The sequence below is a fragment of the Streptococcus castoreus DSM 17536 genome (genome assembly GCF_000425025.1).
In the GTDB taxonomy this organism is placed as follows: Bacteria; Bacillota; Bacilli; order Lactobacillales; family Streptococcaceae; genus Streptococcus; species Streptococcus castoreus.
In genome coordinates, this window is sequence record NZ_AUKZ01000005.1 from 1 (window position 1) to 17,296 (window position 17,296).

Here is a 17,296-nt window from a genome sequence, read left to right on the forward strand (position 1 = left end):
CGACGGCGTTAAATCATATTCCGAAATTAGCTCACTGCGTTTCCTTCCTGCATTGTGAAGGTCGACGATTTGTTTTTTTAAATCATCAGTAAAATGACGACGGGGTTTTCTAGACATACTTTTCTCCTGTTTCTTTAGTGTAGAACACTTCATAAAATCTGTCTAGTTTAGTGTAACCGATTCAGTGTGTTTTATTAAATGTGATGTCGTAAAGTGGGAAAACCCTCTCTTAACATTTTTTTCAGATCTAGTTTAACATCCTATTAAATACTACTAGACCATAAATTTTATAAGAAAAGGCAATCGCAACAGGCTTTTAGTAAACCATTATACGACTGCTCTTAGATATAAATTAATTTTATGTCTAATTAATTTATAACTGTAAGTCACACAGTTAGTCATGCTATAGCCCGAGTCCCTTTAAGGTTTATTATAACCCATAAATATCGTATCGCTCCCTTAACGTTTGTTGAGGTAGTTTTAGCATAAATAGCTTTATTTGCAAAACTTCGCTATTATTGTGCGTTTAATAATTTATATGTGAATTATTGAAAGGATCATAAGATGGGTTTTAGGGGCTATGTGATTGACTATTACTTATGAATGTGTTACAATGTAACACAAAGAAATGAGGTAAATAATCATGAGTACAGTAACTATTAGATTAAATCAAGAAGAAGAAACATTTTTCAAAAGCTACGCTCAACTAACAGGACAAAGCCTATCGAGCCTCTTTAAGAAAGCTCTTGAGCGTGATATTGAAGATGAATATGATTTAAAAATCTATCATCAAGCTTATGCTGAATATAAAGCAGACCCTGAGACAATTAGCCATGCTGATTTTAAGAAAGAGCTAAACTTGTAATTATGTATCGTATAGAATATTCTAAAAAGGCTCAAAGGCAAATTCAGAAACTAGATAGGCAAATTCAGAGGTTGCTATTTGCTTGGATTGATAAGCATTTAGAGGGGACAGACAACCCACGCGCTAACGGTAAAGGGTTAACAGGAAACCATGCTAACGAGTGGCGTTATCGTATTGGTGATTATAGGCTTATTTGTGATATTCAAGATGATAAGATGGTTATTTTAGCCCTTGAATTTGGGCACAGGAGAGATGTTTATTAAACATAAAAAAGCACCCGCTAAGGTGCTATTTTCTTGTCTACTGAACTCATAAGTTTAATACCTTTCTTACTATCCCTCTAAAATATCGTACTTGTTTGTACCTTTCATTTTAGAATAAAAAAGGTAAAAAGTGGGTTAGTAATTTAGCGTATTTTATTGAACTGTTTGCTATTGAGATAACCCATAATTATAGTCATCATTTTGCATTGCTTCGACAGAACCAAGAAGGTATCCATTCCCAACTTGTGAGAAAAAATCATGGTTAGAAGTGCCAGTTGAGATCCCATTCATAACAATTGGGTTGACTTCATTTGCAGTGTCTGGGAAAAGTGGCTCTTGACCAAGGTTCATCAAAGCTTTATTAGCATTGTAACGGAGAAAAGACATCACTTCTTCCGTCCAACCAACACCATCATAAAGGGTTTTGGTATACTGTTCTTCGTTTTCATATAACTGGTAAAGAAGATCATACATCCAGTCACGGAGACTATCTTGTTCTGCTTCTGATAATTCATTAAAACCAAGTTGGAATTTATAACCAATATAAGTGCCGTGAACGGATTCATCACGGATAATCAGCTTGATAATTTCAGCAACATTAGCTAGTTTGTTATTTCCAAGATAATATAATGGGGTAAAGAAACCTGAATAGAATAGGAAGGTTTCTAGATAAGTGGAGGCAACTTTCTTCTGCAAAGCAGTGCCATTTTCGTAAATATCATTGATAATACGAGCTTTTTCTTGTAGAAATTCATTATTATTCGTCCATTCGAAAATCTCTTCAATTTCTTTTTTAGTGTTTAGGGTTGAAAAAATGGATGAATAAGATTTGGCATGGACAGATTCCATAAATTGAATGTTATTGAGTACAGCTTCTTCGTGAGGTGTACGAACATCTTGACGAATAGCCTCAACCCCAGATTCAGATTGCATGGTGTCAAGAAGGGTCAGTCCTCCAAATACTTTGCCAACTAGATCTTTTTCGATAGCAGAAAGTTTGCGCCAATCATCTAAATCGTTTGATAGGGGGATACGAGTATCGAGCCAGAATTGTTCTGTCAACTTTTCCCAAGTTGATTTGTCAATCACATCTTCAATTTCGTTCCAGTTAATTGCTTCATAATAGGTTGTCATAGGGTCTGGTCTCCAATAATGTTAAAATAAAAATGATAGTGAAAAAGACTAGTGTTGTAAATTACTTTTATTTTTAAAATCTTTAATGACTATTTTAATTATAGACATGGTTCGCGCACAAATTTAAAACTAACAAGTGCTGGCGACAGATAAGCGTTTTGCTGATTTTATTTTGGATTTGCTTGGTGAAATTTGGGATAATTACTTTATGGTGTGTTAATCTAACCAGTTTTATAATGATTGAAAAAAGAAATCGATCTTTATTGACTGACTTATAAACCCTAGTTAATTGATAAATAGTATAATTGCTTATCACACGATTTATTGCTGATGGGTTGAGTCGGTTTTTCGCGTTATAAACAGGTTTTTTCACTATTAGCTGACTGCCTGCTTTAGATTTCGTCATTCTTATTTAGTTAGATGACACAGCTTTCACATTGGTTAGCACCGATTTCTGTTCCATCATCTGTAAAGGTACGGATGTAATAAATGGATTTAATGCCTTTATTAAAGGCGTAATTTCGTAAAATCGAAAGGTCACGTGTTGTTTGTTTACGTTCTGTTTTCCATTCATAAAGTTCCATAGGTAACTCGCTCCGAAGGAAAAGGGTTAAAGATAATCCTTGGTCTACATGTTCTGTTGCGGCAGCATAGACATCAATCACCTTACGCATATCCATATCGTAGGCAGAAGTATAGTAAGGAATGGTATCTGTTGATAACCCATTTGCGGGGTAATAGATCTTACCGATTTTCTTTTCTTGACGTTCTTCAATCCGTTGCGTGATTGGATGAATGGAAGCAGAGCAGTCATTGATGTAAGAAATGGACCCATTTGGGGCAACTGCAAGACGGTTTTGGTGATAGAGACCGTCTTTTTGAACAGCTGCACGAAGGGTCTCCCAATCTGAGGCTTGAGGAATAAAATGATCCTTGAAGAGCGTCTTGACAAGGTCAGATTTTGGCAAAAATTTACCGGTGACATATTTGTCGAAATAAGTGCCGTCAGCGTATTTGGATTTTTCAAAACCGGTGAAAGTTGTACCACGCTCACGGGCAATATTATTGGATTCTACTAGGGTCCAGTAATTCATGAGCATAAAGTAAATATCTGTAAACTCGATGGATTCAGGACTTCCATATTCGATATGATGCTGTGCAAGATAAGAATGAAGTCCCATAGCTCCAAGACCAAAAGTATGAGTTTGACTGTTGCCGTGCTTAATAGTTGGAACAGCTTCAATATTTGAAGAATCTGTTACAAATGTCAGAGCACGTGTCATAGCCTTGATTGAACGACCAAAGTCTGGAGAAGTCATCATGTTAAGGATATTGGTTGATCCTAGATTGCATGAAATATCGGTTCCCATTTCTAAAAATTCTTGAGCATCATTAATAAGGCTAGGCGTTTGCACCTGAAGGATTTCAGAACACAAATTACTCATGATGATTTTTCCGTCAATAGGATTAGCTTCGTTAGCGGTATCAATATTGATAATATAAGGGTAACCAGATTCTTGTTGTAATTTTGAAATTTCGGTTTCTAGGTCACGTGCCTTGATTTTAGTTTTCGTAATCTTGGGATTAGCCACTAACTCGTCATACATTACTGTAATGTCAATATAGTTAAATGGAATACCATATTCTTTTTCAATAGTGTAAGGACTAAACAGATACATATCTTCATTTTTACGAGCCAACTCATAAAACTTATTTGGAACGGTAATACCAAGTGACAGGGTTTTAACACGAATTTTTTCATCTGCATTTTCTTTTTTGGTTGACAAGAAAGCGATAATATCAGGATGAAAAACATTGAGGTAAACAACTCCCGCTCCTTGGCGCTGTCCTAATTGATTTGAGTAAGAGAAGCTATCTTCAAATAACTTCATTACTGGCACAACGCCTGATGCTGCCCCAGAATAACCTTTAATAGGTGCGCCGGCTTCACGAAGATTAGAAAGAGTGATCCCAACCCCCCCACCGATACGAGACAGCTGTAAAGCAGAATTAATAGAGCGTCCAATAGAATTCATGTCATCTGTGACTTGAATTAAGAAACAAGACACCAATTCGCCACGACGACTACGCCCAGCATTCAAAAAAGAAGGAGTAGCAGGCTGGTAACGTTGGTTGATCATTTCAATGGCCAAATCTGTTGCCAAGTTCTCATTGCCGTCAGCAAAATAAAGAGCGTTGAACATGACACGGTCTTCAAGGCTTTCTAGATAATAATCACCATCGTTTGTTTTTAAGGCATATTGTTGATAAAATTTATACGCTGCCATAAATGATTTGAAGCGGAAATTTTCTGCCTTGATTAGATCAGCTAATTCAATGATGAACTCAGGTCTATAGTTTTGAATAAAAGCTGACTCAATATAATCGTTTGCAATTAGGTAATTGATTTTTTCGGTAATTGAGGTAAAAGACATCGTGTTAGGAAGTACATTTTCAGTGAAAAAAGCCTTCAAAGCCTCCTTGTCTTTATGAAGAGGAATTTTACCATCAATAGGACGATTGATTTCGTTATTTAGGCGGAAATAAGAAATTTCACCAAGATTTTTTAGACTCATATTGTTTTTTCCTTGTCTCATTGAATAATTTCTTTTAATTTTGCAGGTTGAAAACCAGAAAACACGAGGTTGTCAGTCTCGATAACAGGAGCAGATGTAAAACCAAGACTCTTAACGTAATCAATTTTCTCAGGATGTTCGTCAATATTAATTTCTTGAAAATTAGCACGATGTTGCTCTAGAAACTTTTTAGTCATTTTGCACTGCATGCAGTTATTTTTGGAATATACTGTAATCATATCCGATCCTTCTAAACTTATGTAATAGATTCCACTTTAATAAATGGAATTACTCTAATAGCATATAAAAAATAAATGTAAAAAGCAAGTTATTTATTTGAGAAAAACACAATATGTTGTGCTTTTTTAAAAATAAACAGACTAAATATTGTGTTGGTGCAAACTTTCATTCTTTTTTACAATACCACTAAAACGTTTTGAAAATAAGTTATTTTAGATTGCAAAAAATGAACGAATAACTGAAAAAGTAGAAATGATAATGAAATGAAAACAAGGGAAAAAGAATTCAAGTTTTTTCCGTGTTTAGATATTTAATCTTGAAAATAAAAAAGCATTATGCTATAATCTGTTATTGTAAGGGTTATCATGTGATGGCTCAAAAATACACAACTCAAAAAGGAGAACCATAATATGGCTTCAAAAGACTTTCACATTGTTGCAGAAACAGGTATTCATGCGCGTCCAGCTACTTTGCTTGTTCAAACAGCTAGCAAATTTGCTTCAGATATCACTCTTGACTACAAAGGTAAAGCAGTAAATCTTAAATCAATTATGGGCGTTATGAGTCTTGGTGTTGGTCAAGGTGCTGATGTGACTATCTCAGCTGAAGGAGCTGATGCTGAAGATGCAATCGCAGCAATCGAAGAAACAATGACTAAAGAAGGATTGGCATAAAACTATGACAGAAATGCTTAAAGGAATCGCAGCTTCTGATGGTGTTGCTGTTGCTAAAGCATATCTACTAGTTCAGCCGGATTTGTCATTTGAGACTATTACAGTTGATGATACAAATGCAGAAGAAGCTCGCCTTGATGTTGCACTCCAAGCTTCACAAGACGAGCTTTCTGTTATCCGCGAAAAGGCAGTAGAAAGCTTAGGCGAAGAAGCAGCAGCCGTTTTTGATGCACATTTAATGGTTCTTGCGGATCCAGAGATGATTAGCCAGATTAAAGAAACTATCCGCGCAAAACAAACAAATGCTGAAACAGGTCTTAAAGAAGTGACAGACATGTTCATCACAATTTTTGAAGGCATGGAAGATAATCCATACATGCAAGAACGTGCAGCGGATATTCGTGATGTTGCAAAGCGTGTTTTGGCACACCTTTTAGGTGTCAAACTTCCAAATCCAGCTGCAATCAACGAGGAATCAATCGTTATTGCACATGACTTGACACCTTCAGATACTGCTCAGCTTAACAAACAATATGTAAAAGCATTTGTTACAAATATTGGTGGTCGTACAAGTCACTCAGCTATCATGGCACGCACACTTGAGATTGCAGCAGTACTTGGGACAAATGATATTACAAAACGTGTTAAAGATGGTGATGTGATTGCTGTTAATGGTATCACTGGTGAAGTTATTATCAATCCAAGCGAAGACCAAATTCTTGCTTTCAAAGAAGCAGGTGCGGCTTATGCCAAACAAAAAGCGGAGTGGGCATTACTTAAAGATGCACATACTGAAACAGCTGATGGGAAGCATTTTGAATTGGCAGCAAACATTGGCACTCCTAAAGATGTTGAAGGGGTTAACAATAATGGTGCGGAAGCAGTTGGTCTTTATCGGACTGAATTCCTTTATATGGATTCTCAAGACTTCCCAACTGAAGATGAACAATATGAAGCTTACAAGGCAGTTCTTGAAGGTATGGATGGCAAGCCTGTTGTAGTGCGTACAATGGACATTGGTGGAGATAAGGAACTTCCTTACTTTGACCTTCCAAAAGAAATGAACCCATTCCTTGGTTTCCGTGCCCTTCGTATTTCCATCTCTGAGACCGGTGATGCTATGTTCCGTACACAGATTCGTGCACTTCTTCGTGCCTCTGTTCACGGTCAACTTCGCATCATGTTCCCTATGGTTGCCCTTATTAAAGAATTCCGTGCTGCAAAAGCTGTCTTTGATGAAGAAAAAGAAAACTTACTTGCAGAAGGTGTTGCTGTTGCCGATGATATTCAGGTTGGTATCATGATTGAAATTCCTGCAGCTGCTATGCTTGCAGACCAATTTGCTAAAGAAGTTGATTTCTTCTCAATTGGTACAAATGATCTCATCCAGTACACTATGGCAGCAGATCGTATGAACGAACAAGTGTCATACCTTTACCAACCATATAACCCATCAATTCTACGTTTGATTAACAATGTTATTAAGGCAGCTCACGCTGAAGGTAAATGGGCAGGTATGTGTGGTGAGATGGCAGGTGACCAACAAGCTGTTCCACTTCTTGTCGGAATGGGACTTGATGAATTCTCTATGTCAGCGACATCAGTTCTTCGTACACGTAGCCTTATGAAGAAACTTGATTCTGCAAAGATGGAAGAGTATGCGAACCGTGCTCTGACAGAATGTTCCACTGCAGAAGAAGTTCTTGAACTTTCTAAAGAATACATTTTTGAAGATTAATGATAAAAGAGTTGGAAGTATCCAGCTCTTTTTTGCAGCATTATTAACAGAATAGTTTGAGACCTCGAATATTTTGTCGGAATTTTCAGATAATTTATGTAGTAGAAAGTTGAAATATACTTGAAAAGTGATAGAATAATAATACTATTGTAAAAGGAGATAAAAGGTTGACAAAACAATATAAAAATTTAGTGAACGGTGAATGGAAACTTTCTGAGAATACTATTAAGATTTATGCACCAGCAACTGGTGAGGAATTAGGTAGTGTCCCTGCTATGTCTCGTGAAGAAGTAGATGCTGTTTATAAGGCTGCCCGGCAAGCCTTAGAAGGTTGGAGAAGTCTTTCGTATGTGGAACGTGCAGCCTATCTCCATAAAGCTGCTGATATTTTAGTTCGAGATGCTGAAAAAATTGGTACCATTCTATCAAAAGAAGTGGCGAAAGGTCACAAGGCTGCTGTTAGTGAAGTGATACGTACAGCAGAAATTGTTAATTATGCAGCAGAAGAAGGCCTTCGTATGGAGGGTGAAGTGCTTGAAGGTGGCAGTTTTGAGGCAGCAAGCAAGAAAAAAATTGCGATTGTACGTCGTGAGCCAGTTGGTCTCGTACTTGCTATTTCACCATTTAATTATCCGATTAATTTGGCGGGTTCTAAAATTGCACCGGCTCTCATTGCGGGGAATGTTGTTGCCCTTAAACCACCTACACAAGGGTCTATCTCGGGTTTATTGCTTGCTCAAGTATTTGCAGAAGCTGGGATTCCAGCTGGCGTTTTCAATACAATTACAGGTCGCGGCTCTGTCATTGGTGATTACATTGTTGAGCATGAAGCTGTTAACTTTATTAACTTTACAGGCTCCACTCCAATTGGTGAAGGGATTGGGAGATTAGCAGGTATGCGTCCAATTATGCTTGAACTCGGTGGTAAAGATTCAGCTATTGTCTTAGATGACGCTGATCTCTCCTTGGCGGCTAAAAATATTGTTGCAGGTGCCTTTGGCTATTCCGGTCAACGTTGTACCGCTGTAAAACGTGTTCTTGTCATGGACAACGTTGCAGATCAATTAACAACTGAAATCAGAACATTGGTTGAAAAATTAAGTATTGGTATGCCAGAAGACGATGCTGATATTACACCTTTGATTGACACCAAGGCAGCAGATTTTGTTGAAGGACTTATCAAGGATGCAGATGATAAGGGAGCAACTGCTGTAACAAACTTTAAGCGTAAAGGAAATCTTATCTCACCTGTTCTTTTTGATCATGTGACTACTGATATGCGTTTGGCATGGGAAGAGCCATTTGGACCAGTTTTACCGATTATTCGTGTTCATTCTGTAGAAGAAGCTATTGAGATTTCAAATGCTTCAGAATATGGTCTACAAGCATCTGTTTTTACCAATAATTTTCCACAGGCATTTGCCATTGCTGAAAAATTAGAAGTAGGAACAGTTCACATCAACAATAAAACACAGCGTGGAACAGATAACTTCCCATTTTTAGGTGCTAAAAAATCTGGTGCAGGTGTTCAGGGGGTTAAATACTCCATTGAAGCTATGACTAAGCTTAAGTCAGTCGTATTTGATATTCAATAAAATAAAGGAAAAATTAGGGCGCCCTAATTTTTCCTTTATTTTTTCTCTTTTTTGTGTTAAAATGATAGTACAAATGGAGGGAAATTTTGAAAAAGATAAATCTTATTCTCGTTGTTTTATTAAGTTTAACTTTCTTAGCGTTGCTGATAATGTCTGTTGATCATTGGAAAATCCAACAAGATATTAAGCATTTAGTCCTAACTGAAAAGAAGCAAGAACAGTCTCAACTAAAAATTAAAACAGTTAAGCATATCAAAAGTGGTAAAAAAGACTATTATTATTTTTCGCCGATTGCAAATGTGGATGAGTTTTTTGTTAATAATCTCCCCATATCCTTGTATCAAGATAAGATAGCTAATAACGCAGTAGTCTTGCTCAAACCTAAACTTCAAGCATCTGGTTTAAAAATGGTTAAAAAAATAGCTATTTCTAAGAAGGTTTATCAGAAAAAGCTATTTCATTTAACAAAAGTTTCAGAAGAAATCGTTAGTTTTTATCATGTGACAGAAGATTTTCGACCTTTTCATTTAAAAGAACTCGTATCTGGACATTTAGAAAGAATCAGTCAAGAGGTTGAAAAGAAATACCCACATAAAGTTTTTCATATCAATGATTACAATGTTTTAAGGGAGAGAAACCATCTTTTGAGTGATCATTTTGAGATTGATTCAGGGAATTTAATTTTAGATAAAGAGTTTGTGATTCCGTTAAAGTCTTTGTTTGATGTTATTAATCCGGACTATTTGGAAACCGCTGATAGGGCGGCTTATGATGAGTATTTAGCTAAGAAAAAAGCTGAAGAAAAAATGCAGCAAACACAAAAATTAGTTGCTTTAACATTTGATGATGGTCCAGATCCTGTGACAACTCCTCAGGTTTTAGATATTCTAGCAAAATACAAGGCTAAAGGAACTTTCTTTATGTTGGGATCCAAGATTGCTAGCAATGAAGCATTGACCAAAAAAGTTAGCGATGCTGGTCATGAAATTGGGAACCATTCTTGGGATCATCCCAATTTAACTAAGCTCACTGTAGAACAAATTCAGAACCAGATTGATATGACGAATCAAGCTATTGTTAAGGCATGTGGAAAGAAACCACTTTATTTACGCCCTCCTTATGGTGCCACAAATGATACTGTTCAACGTGCTTCTGGTTTAAAGCAAATGTTGTGGACGGTTGATACCAGAGATTGGGAAAATCACACTACCGAAGGTATTATGACAAATATCAAGAAACAATTACAACCAGGTGGTGTTGTACTTATGCATGACATTCACCAAACAACTGTCAATGCCTTAACGACAGTTATGGAATATCTAAAAGCTGAAGGTTATAAATGTGTAACGGTTTCAGAACTATATGGGCATTAAGTGAAGGGGGCTGAGAGATTTTTATCTCGGGCTCCTTTATTTTTTCTTTGTGAAAATCTCAATTGAAGTGAGAAAAAGAGAGTGGAAAAATTAAGTGATTAGCAATGATTTTGTGAAATTTCCATTATGTGATTTTTTCAGGGTTTATAAACCAGTCAGTTTTAGGAGAAAAAGGAGCAATGATCTTAACTTTTTAGTCATGTCATTGCTAATATTCTTTAGAATTTTGAGTTATTCTGTGATATAAAAAAAGATTGAAGAAATTGTCCAAATGGACTTTTTCTTCAATTTGGGTTTACCTTTTTTGGTGGAGTTGTTGATTTTTGAGTTGGATTTCAGCAATTTTAGTGAACTTCTTTAACTTTTTGATGTCTTCGATGTGACTAACAAAAGTGATAACCATACCAGCTTTTCCCATACGTCCAGTACGCCCGGCTCGGTGGATGTAATTTTCTTTGTCACGTGCGACGTCAAAATTAATGATATATTCAAGATTGTCAATGTCAATACCTCTAGCAACTAAATCGGTTGCGAGAAGAAGAGACAAATCATACTTTTTAAATGTTTCAAGAATTGTTTTGCGAAATCTAACGTTAATATCACTAGCCAAGGAAACAGCTGAGACTTTATTATATTGGAGACGTTCTTCAACAGCACCCAAGTCAGAAAGACTATTGAAAAAAACGAGAGCACGAAAATTAGGGATATTGGCAAATTTTCGCAGTAACTCTGTTCGTTCTCTTTTGTCAACCATGAGGTAAAAATGTTGAATGGTATCATTCATTTGTTCAGAAAGATCTAATAGGAGGGTATTTGCTTTCAAGCTGGCTTGATCGACTTTATTAGTAGCGCTCATATAAATCATTTGATGATCACGAGGAACATAATGACTAATTTTTTGTACAAAATCGTATTGGGAATCACTTAAGAGTTCATCGTATTCGTCTAAAATAATGGTATTAACAGACATCATTTTGATTTTTTTTAGCTTAATAAGTTCAAAAATACGTCCGGGTGTTCCTATAAGAATTTCAGGTCCTTTTTTTAGACGTTCAATTTGACGTTTTTGACTGGTTCCAGAAATAAAGAGTTGTGCTGTTAATTCTAAGGGCTCTGCCCATTCTTTAGCGACTTCAAAAATTTGTCCCGCTAATTCAGTATTTGGGGCTAAAATGAGAAGTTGTTGCGATTTTTTTGGCTGTAATGTAAGGAGACTTGGAAAGAGATAAGCTAAGGTTTTTCCAGTTCCAGTCGGACTTATACCGAGAAGATTATCGCCATTAAAGATGGGTTGAAATGCCTGTTCTTGAATGGGAGTCAGTTGAGTAAATTGTACTTGGGCAAGTTTTTCTTGCCATTGATAAGGGAATTGATTGATCATTTGATTTCCTTTTACTTATTGTTCTATATGACAAATGCGTGAAAAGTGAACAGTGGACACCTGAAAAGGCAAAAAGCGAAAAACTTCTAATTGCATTTTGTCTAAATATTAGAAATTTTAATTAGGGTTAGCGCATAAATCTTTAAACATGACTATTAAGGCTTTTATGTTATTTTCACGAATTGTTTGTCAGTATCCTACATTCATTATAGCATTATAGTCCTAAATTTGGTAAATAATGGGAATACTTTTCAAATTTGGAATTTCGCATGCTTAAAATAGTGTTGACTTATCAAGATGGATACGTAAAAGTTATGTAATATTATCTGTTTCTAAAAAAGTTGGATAATGTATTTGAGACGGCTAATCAAGACTGACTAGGAATCAATCATTTCTTATTTTTGTTTAAGTAAATAGTAATTATTTTTTCCTTGCAAATAATTTTCATACTGTACGTATTATCACATATTTGAGATACAGCAAATATTCTTGTCTTAGTCGATAAAATTGAATTTTATCTTTAAAATTTTAAGTTTAAGAAAAAACCAGAAGCTAGAGATAAAAAACTAACTTCTGGGGTTCAATCTATGAATAATGGTCTTTTTTGATAAGGGATTTACTTCTTCCATAGTTCCTTACCGCTAGATAGAGTAAAGAGAATGAGCATTTGTGCTCCGATATTATCATCAGTAATTTCTTTTGCAGAAATTCGAACTCCTTGAGAGCGATTATTTCGACCAACATAGTACCTTTTCATACCAATTTTTTCATCACTATCAGAATCTGTAACATAGATAGCAATCAAATTTCCTTCATTATCAAAATCTGCTCCCCAGATATTAATAACGTGAGCAAGTCTGACATTAGCGTAAGTATGGGATAGAGTTAGTGCCTTTCCGCTTTGTAATTCTTGTTTAATGAGATCACTAATCTCTTTAAGAGATAAATGTGACAATGGATGACGCCCTGTTAAAAGTTTGTGTTGGTCTCCTCTTGTAAAAACAGCATCAAAAATGCCTCCTCGCATATCTTTTGTTTGATTTGGTCTATTGACATCTGTAGGATCTAGCTTAGTCACATTTAAATAGTAACCATTAATAAACATATCTAAAACATGATCAGGCATAACACCTAGGTAACGTGCGGATAGGTAGGGAAAAGCCTTGTCACGGAAATAAGAGAAAAGAGCACTTTCTTTTTGACTATCTTTAGTATTAATGGCTTTTCGTAGATCAAACATTTCTTCGTTGTTAAACATGATCTTTTGCTTTTCTGGGTATTTTAGTAAATAATTCTCAATTTCTTCCTTATTTTGATCAAACCACCAGTGCAACATATTACCAGCTGTAGCAGCACCGCATAAAAGGTTATCACGTCCATTAAAAGTTTTTGTAATATCATACCAACCTTGATTTGGGGTGTATGGGTATCGAAAAACATCATTTTGGTAATTTGTAAGTTGATCGGAAGTAATAGGTGTTACTCCTGTCGTCCACACAGAAGTTGCAGTTTTTGAGATACTTAAGTTATTCTGATGAAGCGTTTCATCTTTTTTTGATATGGTGTGTTTACTAGTTTCTGCTTGAATGGTTGTACTTAACACAAGTAAACTGGAAATTATTGTGATTATAGCGATTGTACTTTTATAGAAGTTATTTAAATCAGAAAAAAGGATCTTTCTTCTCATTATAGTTCTCCTTTCAGGTATAAAAATAACTAAGAAGAAGGTAACATTAGTGAATTTATATCTTCCTATAATAATATTAAATAAAAATAATAAATCAATATCTTTTTCAAAAAATGTCTTGTCTAGGTTCCACAATATTAAATAAATGTTGTTGTAGCGTTTATAAAATTATTTTGGTAAAATAGTAGGAAGACTTTTTAGATTTGGAGTTTAGCATGCTTAAAAAACCGATTATTATTGGTGTAACTGGTGGCTCTGGTGGTGGTAAAACGAGTGTGTCTCGTGCTATTTTGGACAGTTTTCCAAATGCGAGAATTGCAATGATTCAGCATGATTCTTATTACAAGGATCAGTCTCACATGAGTTTTGAGGAAAGGGTAAAAACAAATTATGACCACCCTTTAGCATTTGACACAGATTTTATGATTCAGCAGTTAAAGGAATTATTGGCTGGTAGACCAGTGGATATTCCGATCTATGATTATAAAGAGCACACTCGAAGTGATAAGACTTTTCGTCAAGATCCTCAAGATGTTATTATTGTTGAAGGAATTTTGGTTTTGGAAGATGAACGTCTCCGTCGTTTAATGGACATTAAATTGTTTGTTGATACTGATGATGATATTCGCATCATTCGTCGTATCAAACGTGACATGATGGAGCGTGGTAGAAGTCTCGAAAGTATTATTGAGCAGTATACGAGTGTTGTTAAACCAATGTACCATCAGTTTATTGAACCAAGCAAGCGTTATGCAGACATTGTGATTCCAGAAGGAGTTACCAATGTGGTTGCTATTGATTTGATTAATACCAAGATTGCCAGTATTATTGGTGAAGTTTAAGGAATGACTGGGCAGATTGTTTAAATCTGCTTATTTTTAAACGAATTCCCCTAGAAAGAGAGCCATATATGCTAATAAGTTGGTTTAGTCTTTTAATGGTATGGAATTGTGTTGTGTTTGGTCTTTATGCGCTTGATAAGTATAAGGCGGTCAGAGGGCAGTGGCGAATAAGTGAAAAGACACTTTTGATTGCCAGTTTGATTTGTGGTGGCTTTGGTGCATTTTTAGCTGGCAAACTTTGCCATCATAAAACGACAAAGTGGTATTTTATTCTTATTTGGTACATGGGCATTTTATTAACATTTTTAGTGAGCTATGTTATTTTAAGAGAACTAATTTAAAAGATGGTCTGATTATCCCTAAAGTCACTTTTTTTAAGATGTGTTATGCTATTTTAAAACACGATGCAAGAGACAGAATGTTTTAACTGCATTTAGCCTGAGCAGTAAACAGTTTAAGATGAAAATTCCTAGGGCTAGGTTATAAATCATCTTTTTCCTATGTTTTGTTTGTCGTGCCAAACTAGGAAAAAGATGACTGAATTTGTCTAGGTGTGTTATAATAATTACTATGAATAAAACCAAGAAAATTGAACAGTATCAACTTATGTTAGCACAGGCGCAAGGCTTGTTTGCCAATGAATCTAACGCTTTAGCTAATCTATCAAATGCTAGTGCTCTTTTAAGAACGACTTTACCTCATTCTGTTTTTACAGGTTTTTATCTCTTTGACGGACAAGAATTAATTCTTGGTCCTTTTCAAGGGGGAGTTTCTTGTGTTCATATTAGCCTTGGTAAAGGGGTTTGTGGGGAAGCTGCCAAATCTAATCAAACCATCATTGTAGATGATGTGAGAGAACGTGCTAATTACATCTCTTGTGATGCGAAAGCTATGAGTGAAATTGTCGTTCCCATGGTTAAAAATGATCAATTGGTTGGTGTTTTGGACTTGGATTCTGCTCTAGTGGCAGATTACGATGAAATTGATCGAGAATACCTAGAAGCCTTTGTTGAGTTACTTCTTGAAAAAACCGAGTTTACTTTTGACATGTTTGGAGTGGAAGCTTAATGTATCAAGCCCTTTATCGGAAATACCGTAGTCAAACCTTTGAAGAAATGGTGGGACAGTCTGTTATTTCCACTACTTTAAAACAGGCAGTGGAATCTGGTAAGATTAGCCATGCCTACTTATTCTCAGGTCCCAGAGGAACAGGTAAAACCAGTGCAGCAAAGATTTTTGCCAAAGCCATGAACTGCCCTAACCAGGTTCAAGGGGAACCTTGCAACCAGTGTGATATTTGCCGTGATATTACTAGCGGAAGTTTGGAAGATGTTATTGAAATTGATGCAGCTTCCAATAACGGAGTGGATGAAATTCGTGATATTCGCGACAAATCAACTTATGCGCCTAGCCGAGCGACATATAAGGTTTATATCATTGATGAAGTTCACATGTTATCAACCGGTGCCTTCAATGCTCTTTTGAAAACCTTGGAAGAACCAACGAAAAATGTTGTGTTCATTCTAGCAACAACAGAGTTGCACAAAATCCCAGCAACTATTTTATCGCGTGTTCAACGCTTTGAATTTAAAGCTATTAAACAAAAAGCCATTCGTCAGCACTTGGCTTGGATTTTAGACAAAGAAGGCATTGCTTATGATGCTGATGCCTTGAGTTTAATTGCAAGACGAGCAGAAGGTGGTATGCGTGATGCTTTATCGATTCTTGATCAGGCATTAAGTTTATCACCTAACGATCAAGTTACAATGGCAATCGCAGAAGAAATTACAGGTTCCATTTCAATCCTTGCCTTGGATAATTATGTTCAATATTTGATGCAACAGCAAGCAACACAGGCTTTAGCAGCTTTAGAAACGATTTATGATAGCGGCAAGAGCATGGGGCGTTTTGCAACGGATTTGCTTACCTATCTGCGGGATTTATTGATTGTTAAAGCAGGTGGGGAAAATCAGCGTCAATCGGCTATTTTTGATGGTAATTTGTCTTTATCAATGGACCGTATTTTTCAAATGATTGCTATTATTACTGATCATCTGCCTGAAATCAAAAAAGGGACACATCCTCGTATCTACGCTGAGATGATGACAATTCAATTAGCTGAAGAAAGTCAAGTTTCTTCTCAAGGAGATTTACCAAAACAGTTAGAATCTCTAAAAAATGAATTGAAGCAGCTGAAGGAAGAATTATCGCAGTTACGAGCGAATTCCGATTTGGCTGTAAAACAACCGATGCAGGTTGGGAATTCAAAGCTGAAATCCTTCACTTATAAGATTGACCGTGTGAAAATTCTTAAAATCATGGAAGAAACGGTTCAGGATAGTCAACAGTCTCGTCAATATTTAGAGGCATTAAAAAATGCTTGGAATGAGATTTTAGATAGTATTTCGGCCCAAGATAGAGCTTTACTTTTAGGCTCGGAGCCTGTTTTAGCTAATAGCGAAAACGCTATTTTGGCTTTTGAAGCTGCGTTTAATGCTGAACAAGCTATGAATCGTGATGATTTGAATGCTATGTTTGGTAATATCATGAGTAGAGCAGCGGGTTTCTCACCAAATATCTTGGCTGTGGCAAAAGCAGATTTTCATCAGATTCGTTCTGAATTCGCCCGACAAATAAAGTCACAAAAAGATAAGGCTGACGAAACACTAATGATTCCAAAAGGATTTGATTTTTTAGCGGATAAAATCAACGCTGTAGATGACTAATGATTGCTGATAGATCATAATTCCCAACCTGACTGGTCAACGCCAGGTTGGTTTTTTGTACTAAAAAAGGATTGAGGAAATGGGTAAAAGAACCTTTTTTTCAATCCAAAAATTTTTTGAAAAGGGAATTTTTCAATACACCAAAATTCATTGAATTTATAAATAGTAATGGATATAAGATTGTTTGATTTTATATTTACAT

16 protein-coding genes are annotated in these 17,296 nt (G+C 35.9%); 10 read left to right on the forward strand and 6 right to left on the reverse strand.

All coding sequences use genetic code 11. The features are described 5' to 3' along the window. Window positions 1-117: transposase (locus H346_RS10440; protein WP_037562455.1), on the reverse strand; the 117-nt coding region annotated here is incomplete at its 3' end. Between the two features lie 526 nt (window positions 118-643). Between H346_RS10440 and relB the strand changes: the two genes are divergently transcribed. Both relB and H346_RS0101660 read left to right on the forward strand, forming a co-directional pair. Continuing rightward, a complete protein-coding gene (gene relB, locus H346_RS0101655) occupies window positions 644-865 on the forward strand; it encodes a type II toxin-antitoxin system RelB family antitoxin (protein ID WP_027969543.1) in 222 nt (73 codons plus the stop codon). A gap of 2 nt (window positions 866-867) precedes the next feature. Then, entirely contained in the window at window positions 868-1,128 is a 261-nt protein-coding gene (locus tag H346_RS0101660) for a type II toxin-antitoxin system RelE family toxin (RefSeq protein ID WP_027969544.1), read from the forward strand. Between the two features lie 168 nt (window positions 1,129-1,296). On the opposite strand, the gene nrdF is transcribed toward H346_RS0101660, so the two are convergent. The 3 genes from nrdF to nrdH all read right to left on the reverse strand — a co-directional run bounded on the left by nrdF (window position 1,297) and on the right by nrdH (window position 5,077). Then, on the reverse strand, window positions 1,297-2,262 hold the full coding sequence (gene nrdF, locus H346_RS0101665) for a class 1b ribonucleoside-diphosphate reductase subunit beta (RefSeq protein WP_027969545.1): 966 nt from the start codon (window positions 2,260-2,262) through the stop codon (window positions 1,297-1,299). A 416-nt stretch (window positions 2,263-2,678) separates the two neighbouring features. Next, a complete protein-coding gene (gene nrdE / locus H346_RS09555) occupies window positions 2,679-4,838 on the reverse strand; it encodes a class 1b ribonucleoside-diphosphate reductase subunit alpha (protein WP_037562461.1) in 2,160 nt (719 codons plus the stop codon). Window positions 4,839-4,855: 17 nt separating this feature from the next. Further along, window positions 4,856-5,077, reverse strand: coding sequence for a glutaredoxin-like protein NrdH (nrdH, locus tag H346_RS0101680; protein WP_027969546.1), 222 nt, complete (start codon window positions 5,075-5,077; stop codon window positions 4,856-4,858). A gap of 411 nt (window positions 5,078-5,488) precedes the next feature. On the opposite strand from nrdH, the gene H346_RS0101685 reads away from it, so the two are divergent. The 4 genes from H346_RS0101685 (at window position 5,489) to H346_RS0101700 (ending at window position 10,458) form a co-directional block, all read left to right on the forward strand. Continuing rightward, window positions 5,489-5,752 (forward strand): phosphocarrier protein HPr, encoded by a 264-nt coding sequence (locus H346_RS0101685; protein WP_002984031.1) that lies wholly within the window; start codon window positions 5,489-5,491, stop codon window positions 5,750-5,752. Window positions 5,753-5,756: 4 nt separating this feature from the next. After that, window positions 5,757-7,490: a phosphoenolpyruvate--protein phosphotransferase gene (ptsP, locus tag H346_RS0101690; protein ID WP_027969547.1), complete on the forward strand. Its 1,734-nt coding sequence runs from the start codon at window positions 5,757-5,759 to the stop codon at window positions 7,488-7,490. A gap of 167 nt (window positions 7,491-7,657) precedes the next feature. Further along, window positions 7,658-9,085, forward strand: coding sequence for an NADP-dependent glyceraldehyde-3-phosphate dehydrogenase (locus tag H346_RS0101695; RefSeq protein WP_027969548.1), 1,428 nt, complete (start codon window positions 7,658-7,660; stop codon window positions 9,083-9,085). Between the two features lie 86 nt (window positions 9,086-9,171). Further along, window positions 9,172-10,458 carry a polysaccharide deacetylase family protein gene (locus H346_RS0101700; protein WP_027969549.1) on the forward strand — a complete coding sequence of 429 codons (1,287 nt, stop codon included), beginning with the start codon at window positions 9,172-9,174 and terminating at the stop codon, window positions 10,456-10,458. A gap of 295 nt (window positions 10,459-10,753) precedes the next feature. Here the strand turns inward: H346_RS0101700 and H346_RS0101705 are convergent, their stop codons facing one another. Together H346_RS0101705 and H346_RS09560 are read right to left on the reverse strand one after the other, a co-directional pair. Further along, on the reverse strand, window positions 10,754-11,839 hold the full coding sequence (locus H346_RS0101705) for a DEAD/DEAH box helicase (RefSeq protein WP_027969550.1): 1,086 nt from the start codon (window positions 11,837-11,839) through the stop codon (window positions 10,754-10,756). A 616-nt stretch (window positions 11,840-12,455) separates the two neighbouring features. Next, window positions 12,456-13,526 (reverse strand): IdeS/Mac family cysteine endopeptidase, encoded by a 1,071-nt coding sequence (locus tag H346_RS09560; RefSeq protein WP_051188344.1) that lies wholly within the window; start codon window positions 13,524-13,526, stop codon window positions 12,456-12,458. A gap of 215 nt (window positions 13,527-13,741) precedes the next feature. Between H346_RS09560 and udk the strand changes: the two genes are divergently transcribed. The 4 genes from udk (at window position 13,742) to dnaX (ending at window position 17,094) form a co-directional block, all read left to right on the forward strand. After that, window positions 13,742-14,368, forward strand: coding sequence for a uridine kinase (gene udk, locus H346_RS0101715; RefSeq protein ID WP_027969551.1), 627 nt, complete (start codon window positions 13,742-13,744; stop codon window positions 14,366-14,368). Between the two features lie 68 nt (window positions 14,369-14,436). Beyond that, window positions 14,437-14,709: a DUF1294 domain-containing protein gene (locus H346_RS0101720; RefSeq protein WP_027969552.1), complete on the forward strand. Its 273-nt coding sequence runs from the start codon at window positions 14,437-14,439 to the stop codon at window positions 14,707-14,709. A 229-nt stretch (window positions 14,710-14,938) separates the two neighbouring features. Then, window positions 14,939-15,436 carry a GAF domain-containing protein gene (locus H346_RS0101725; RefSeq protein ID WP_027969553.1) on the forward strand — a complete coding sequence of 166 codons (498 nt, stop codon included), beginning with the start codon at window positions 14,939-14,941 and terminating at the stop codon, window positions 15,434-15,436. Next, the gene (dnaX, locus tag H346_RS0101730; RefSeq protein ID WP_027969554.1) at window positions 15,436-17,094 is read left to right on the forward strand and encodes a DNA polymerase III subunit gamma/tau; all 1,659 of its coding nucleotides are present in this window, start codon (window positions 15,436-15,438) and stop codon (window positions 17,092-17,094) included. Before H346_RS0101725 ends, dnaX begins: the two co-directional genes overlap by 1 nt. Window positions 17,095-17,296 lie beyond the last annotated feature (202 nt).

Excerpts from the sequence above, each read along its gene's own strand:
- H346_RS0101660 (WP_027969544.1), top strand. The coding sequence starts at position 868 with ATGTATCGTATAGAATATTCTAAAAAGGCTCAAAGGCAAATTCAGAAA.
- H346_RS0101725 (WP_027969553.1), top strand. The coding sequence starts at position 14,939 with ATGAATAAAACCAAGAAAATTGAACAGTATCAACTTATGTTAGCACAG.
- nrdF (WP_027969545.1), bottom strand. The coding sequence starts at position 2,262 with ATGACAACCTATTATGAAGCAATTAACTGGAACGAAATTGAAGATGTG.
- relB (WP_027969543.1), top strand. The coding sequence starts at position 644 with ATGAGTACAGTAACTATTAGATTAAATCAAGAAGAAGAAACATTTTTC.
- H346_RS0101720 (WP_027969552.1), top strand. The coding sequence starts at position 14,437 with ATGCTAATAAGTTGGTTTAGTCTTTTAATGGTATGGAATTGTGTTGTG.
- dnaX (WP_027969554.1), top strand. The coding sequence starts at position 15,436 with ATGTATCAAGCCCTTTATCGGAAATACCGTAGTCAAACCTTTGAAGAA.
- nrdH (WP_027969546.1), bottom strand. The coding sequence starts at position 5,077 with ATGATTACAGTATATTCCAAAAATAACTGCATGCAGTGCAAAATGACT.
- nrdE (WP_037562461.1), bottom strand. The coding sequence starts at position 4,838 with ATGAGTCTAAAAAATCTTGGTGAAATTTCTTATTTCCGCCTAAATAAC.
- H346_RS0101685 (WP_002984031.1), top strand. The coding sequence starts at position 5,489 with ATGGCTTCAAAAGACTTTCACATTGTTGCAGAAACAGGTATTCATGCG.
- udk (WP_027969551.1), top strand. The coding sequence starts at position 13,742 with ATGCTTAAAAAACCGATTATTATTGGTGTAACTGGTGGCTCTGGTGGT.
- H346_RS0101705 (WP_027969550.1), bottom strand. The coding sequence starts at position 11,839 with ATGATCAATCAATTCCCTTATCAATGGCAAGAAAAACTTGCCCAAGTA.
- H346_RS09560 (WP_051188344.1), bottom strand. The coding sequence starts at position 13,526 with ATGAGAAGAAAGATCCTTTTTTCTGATTTAAATAACTTCTATAAAAGT.
- ptsP (WP_027969547.1), top strand. The coding sequence starts at position 5,757 with ATGACAGAAATGCTTAAAGGAATCGCAGCTTCTGATGGTGTTGCTGTT.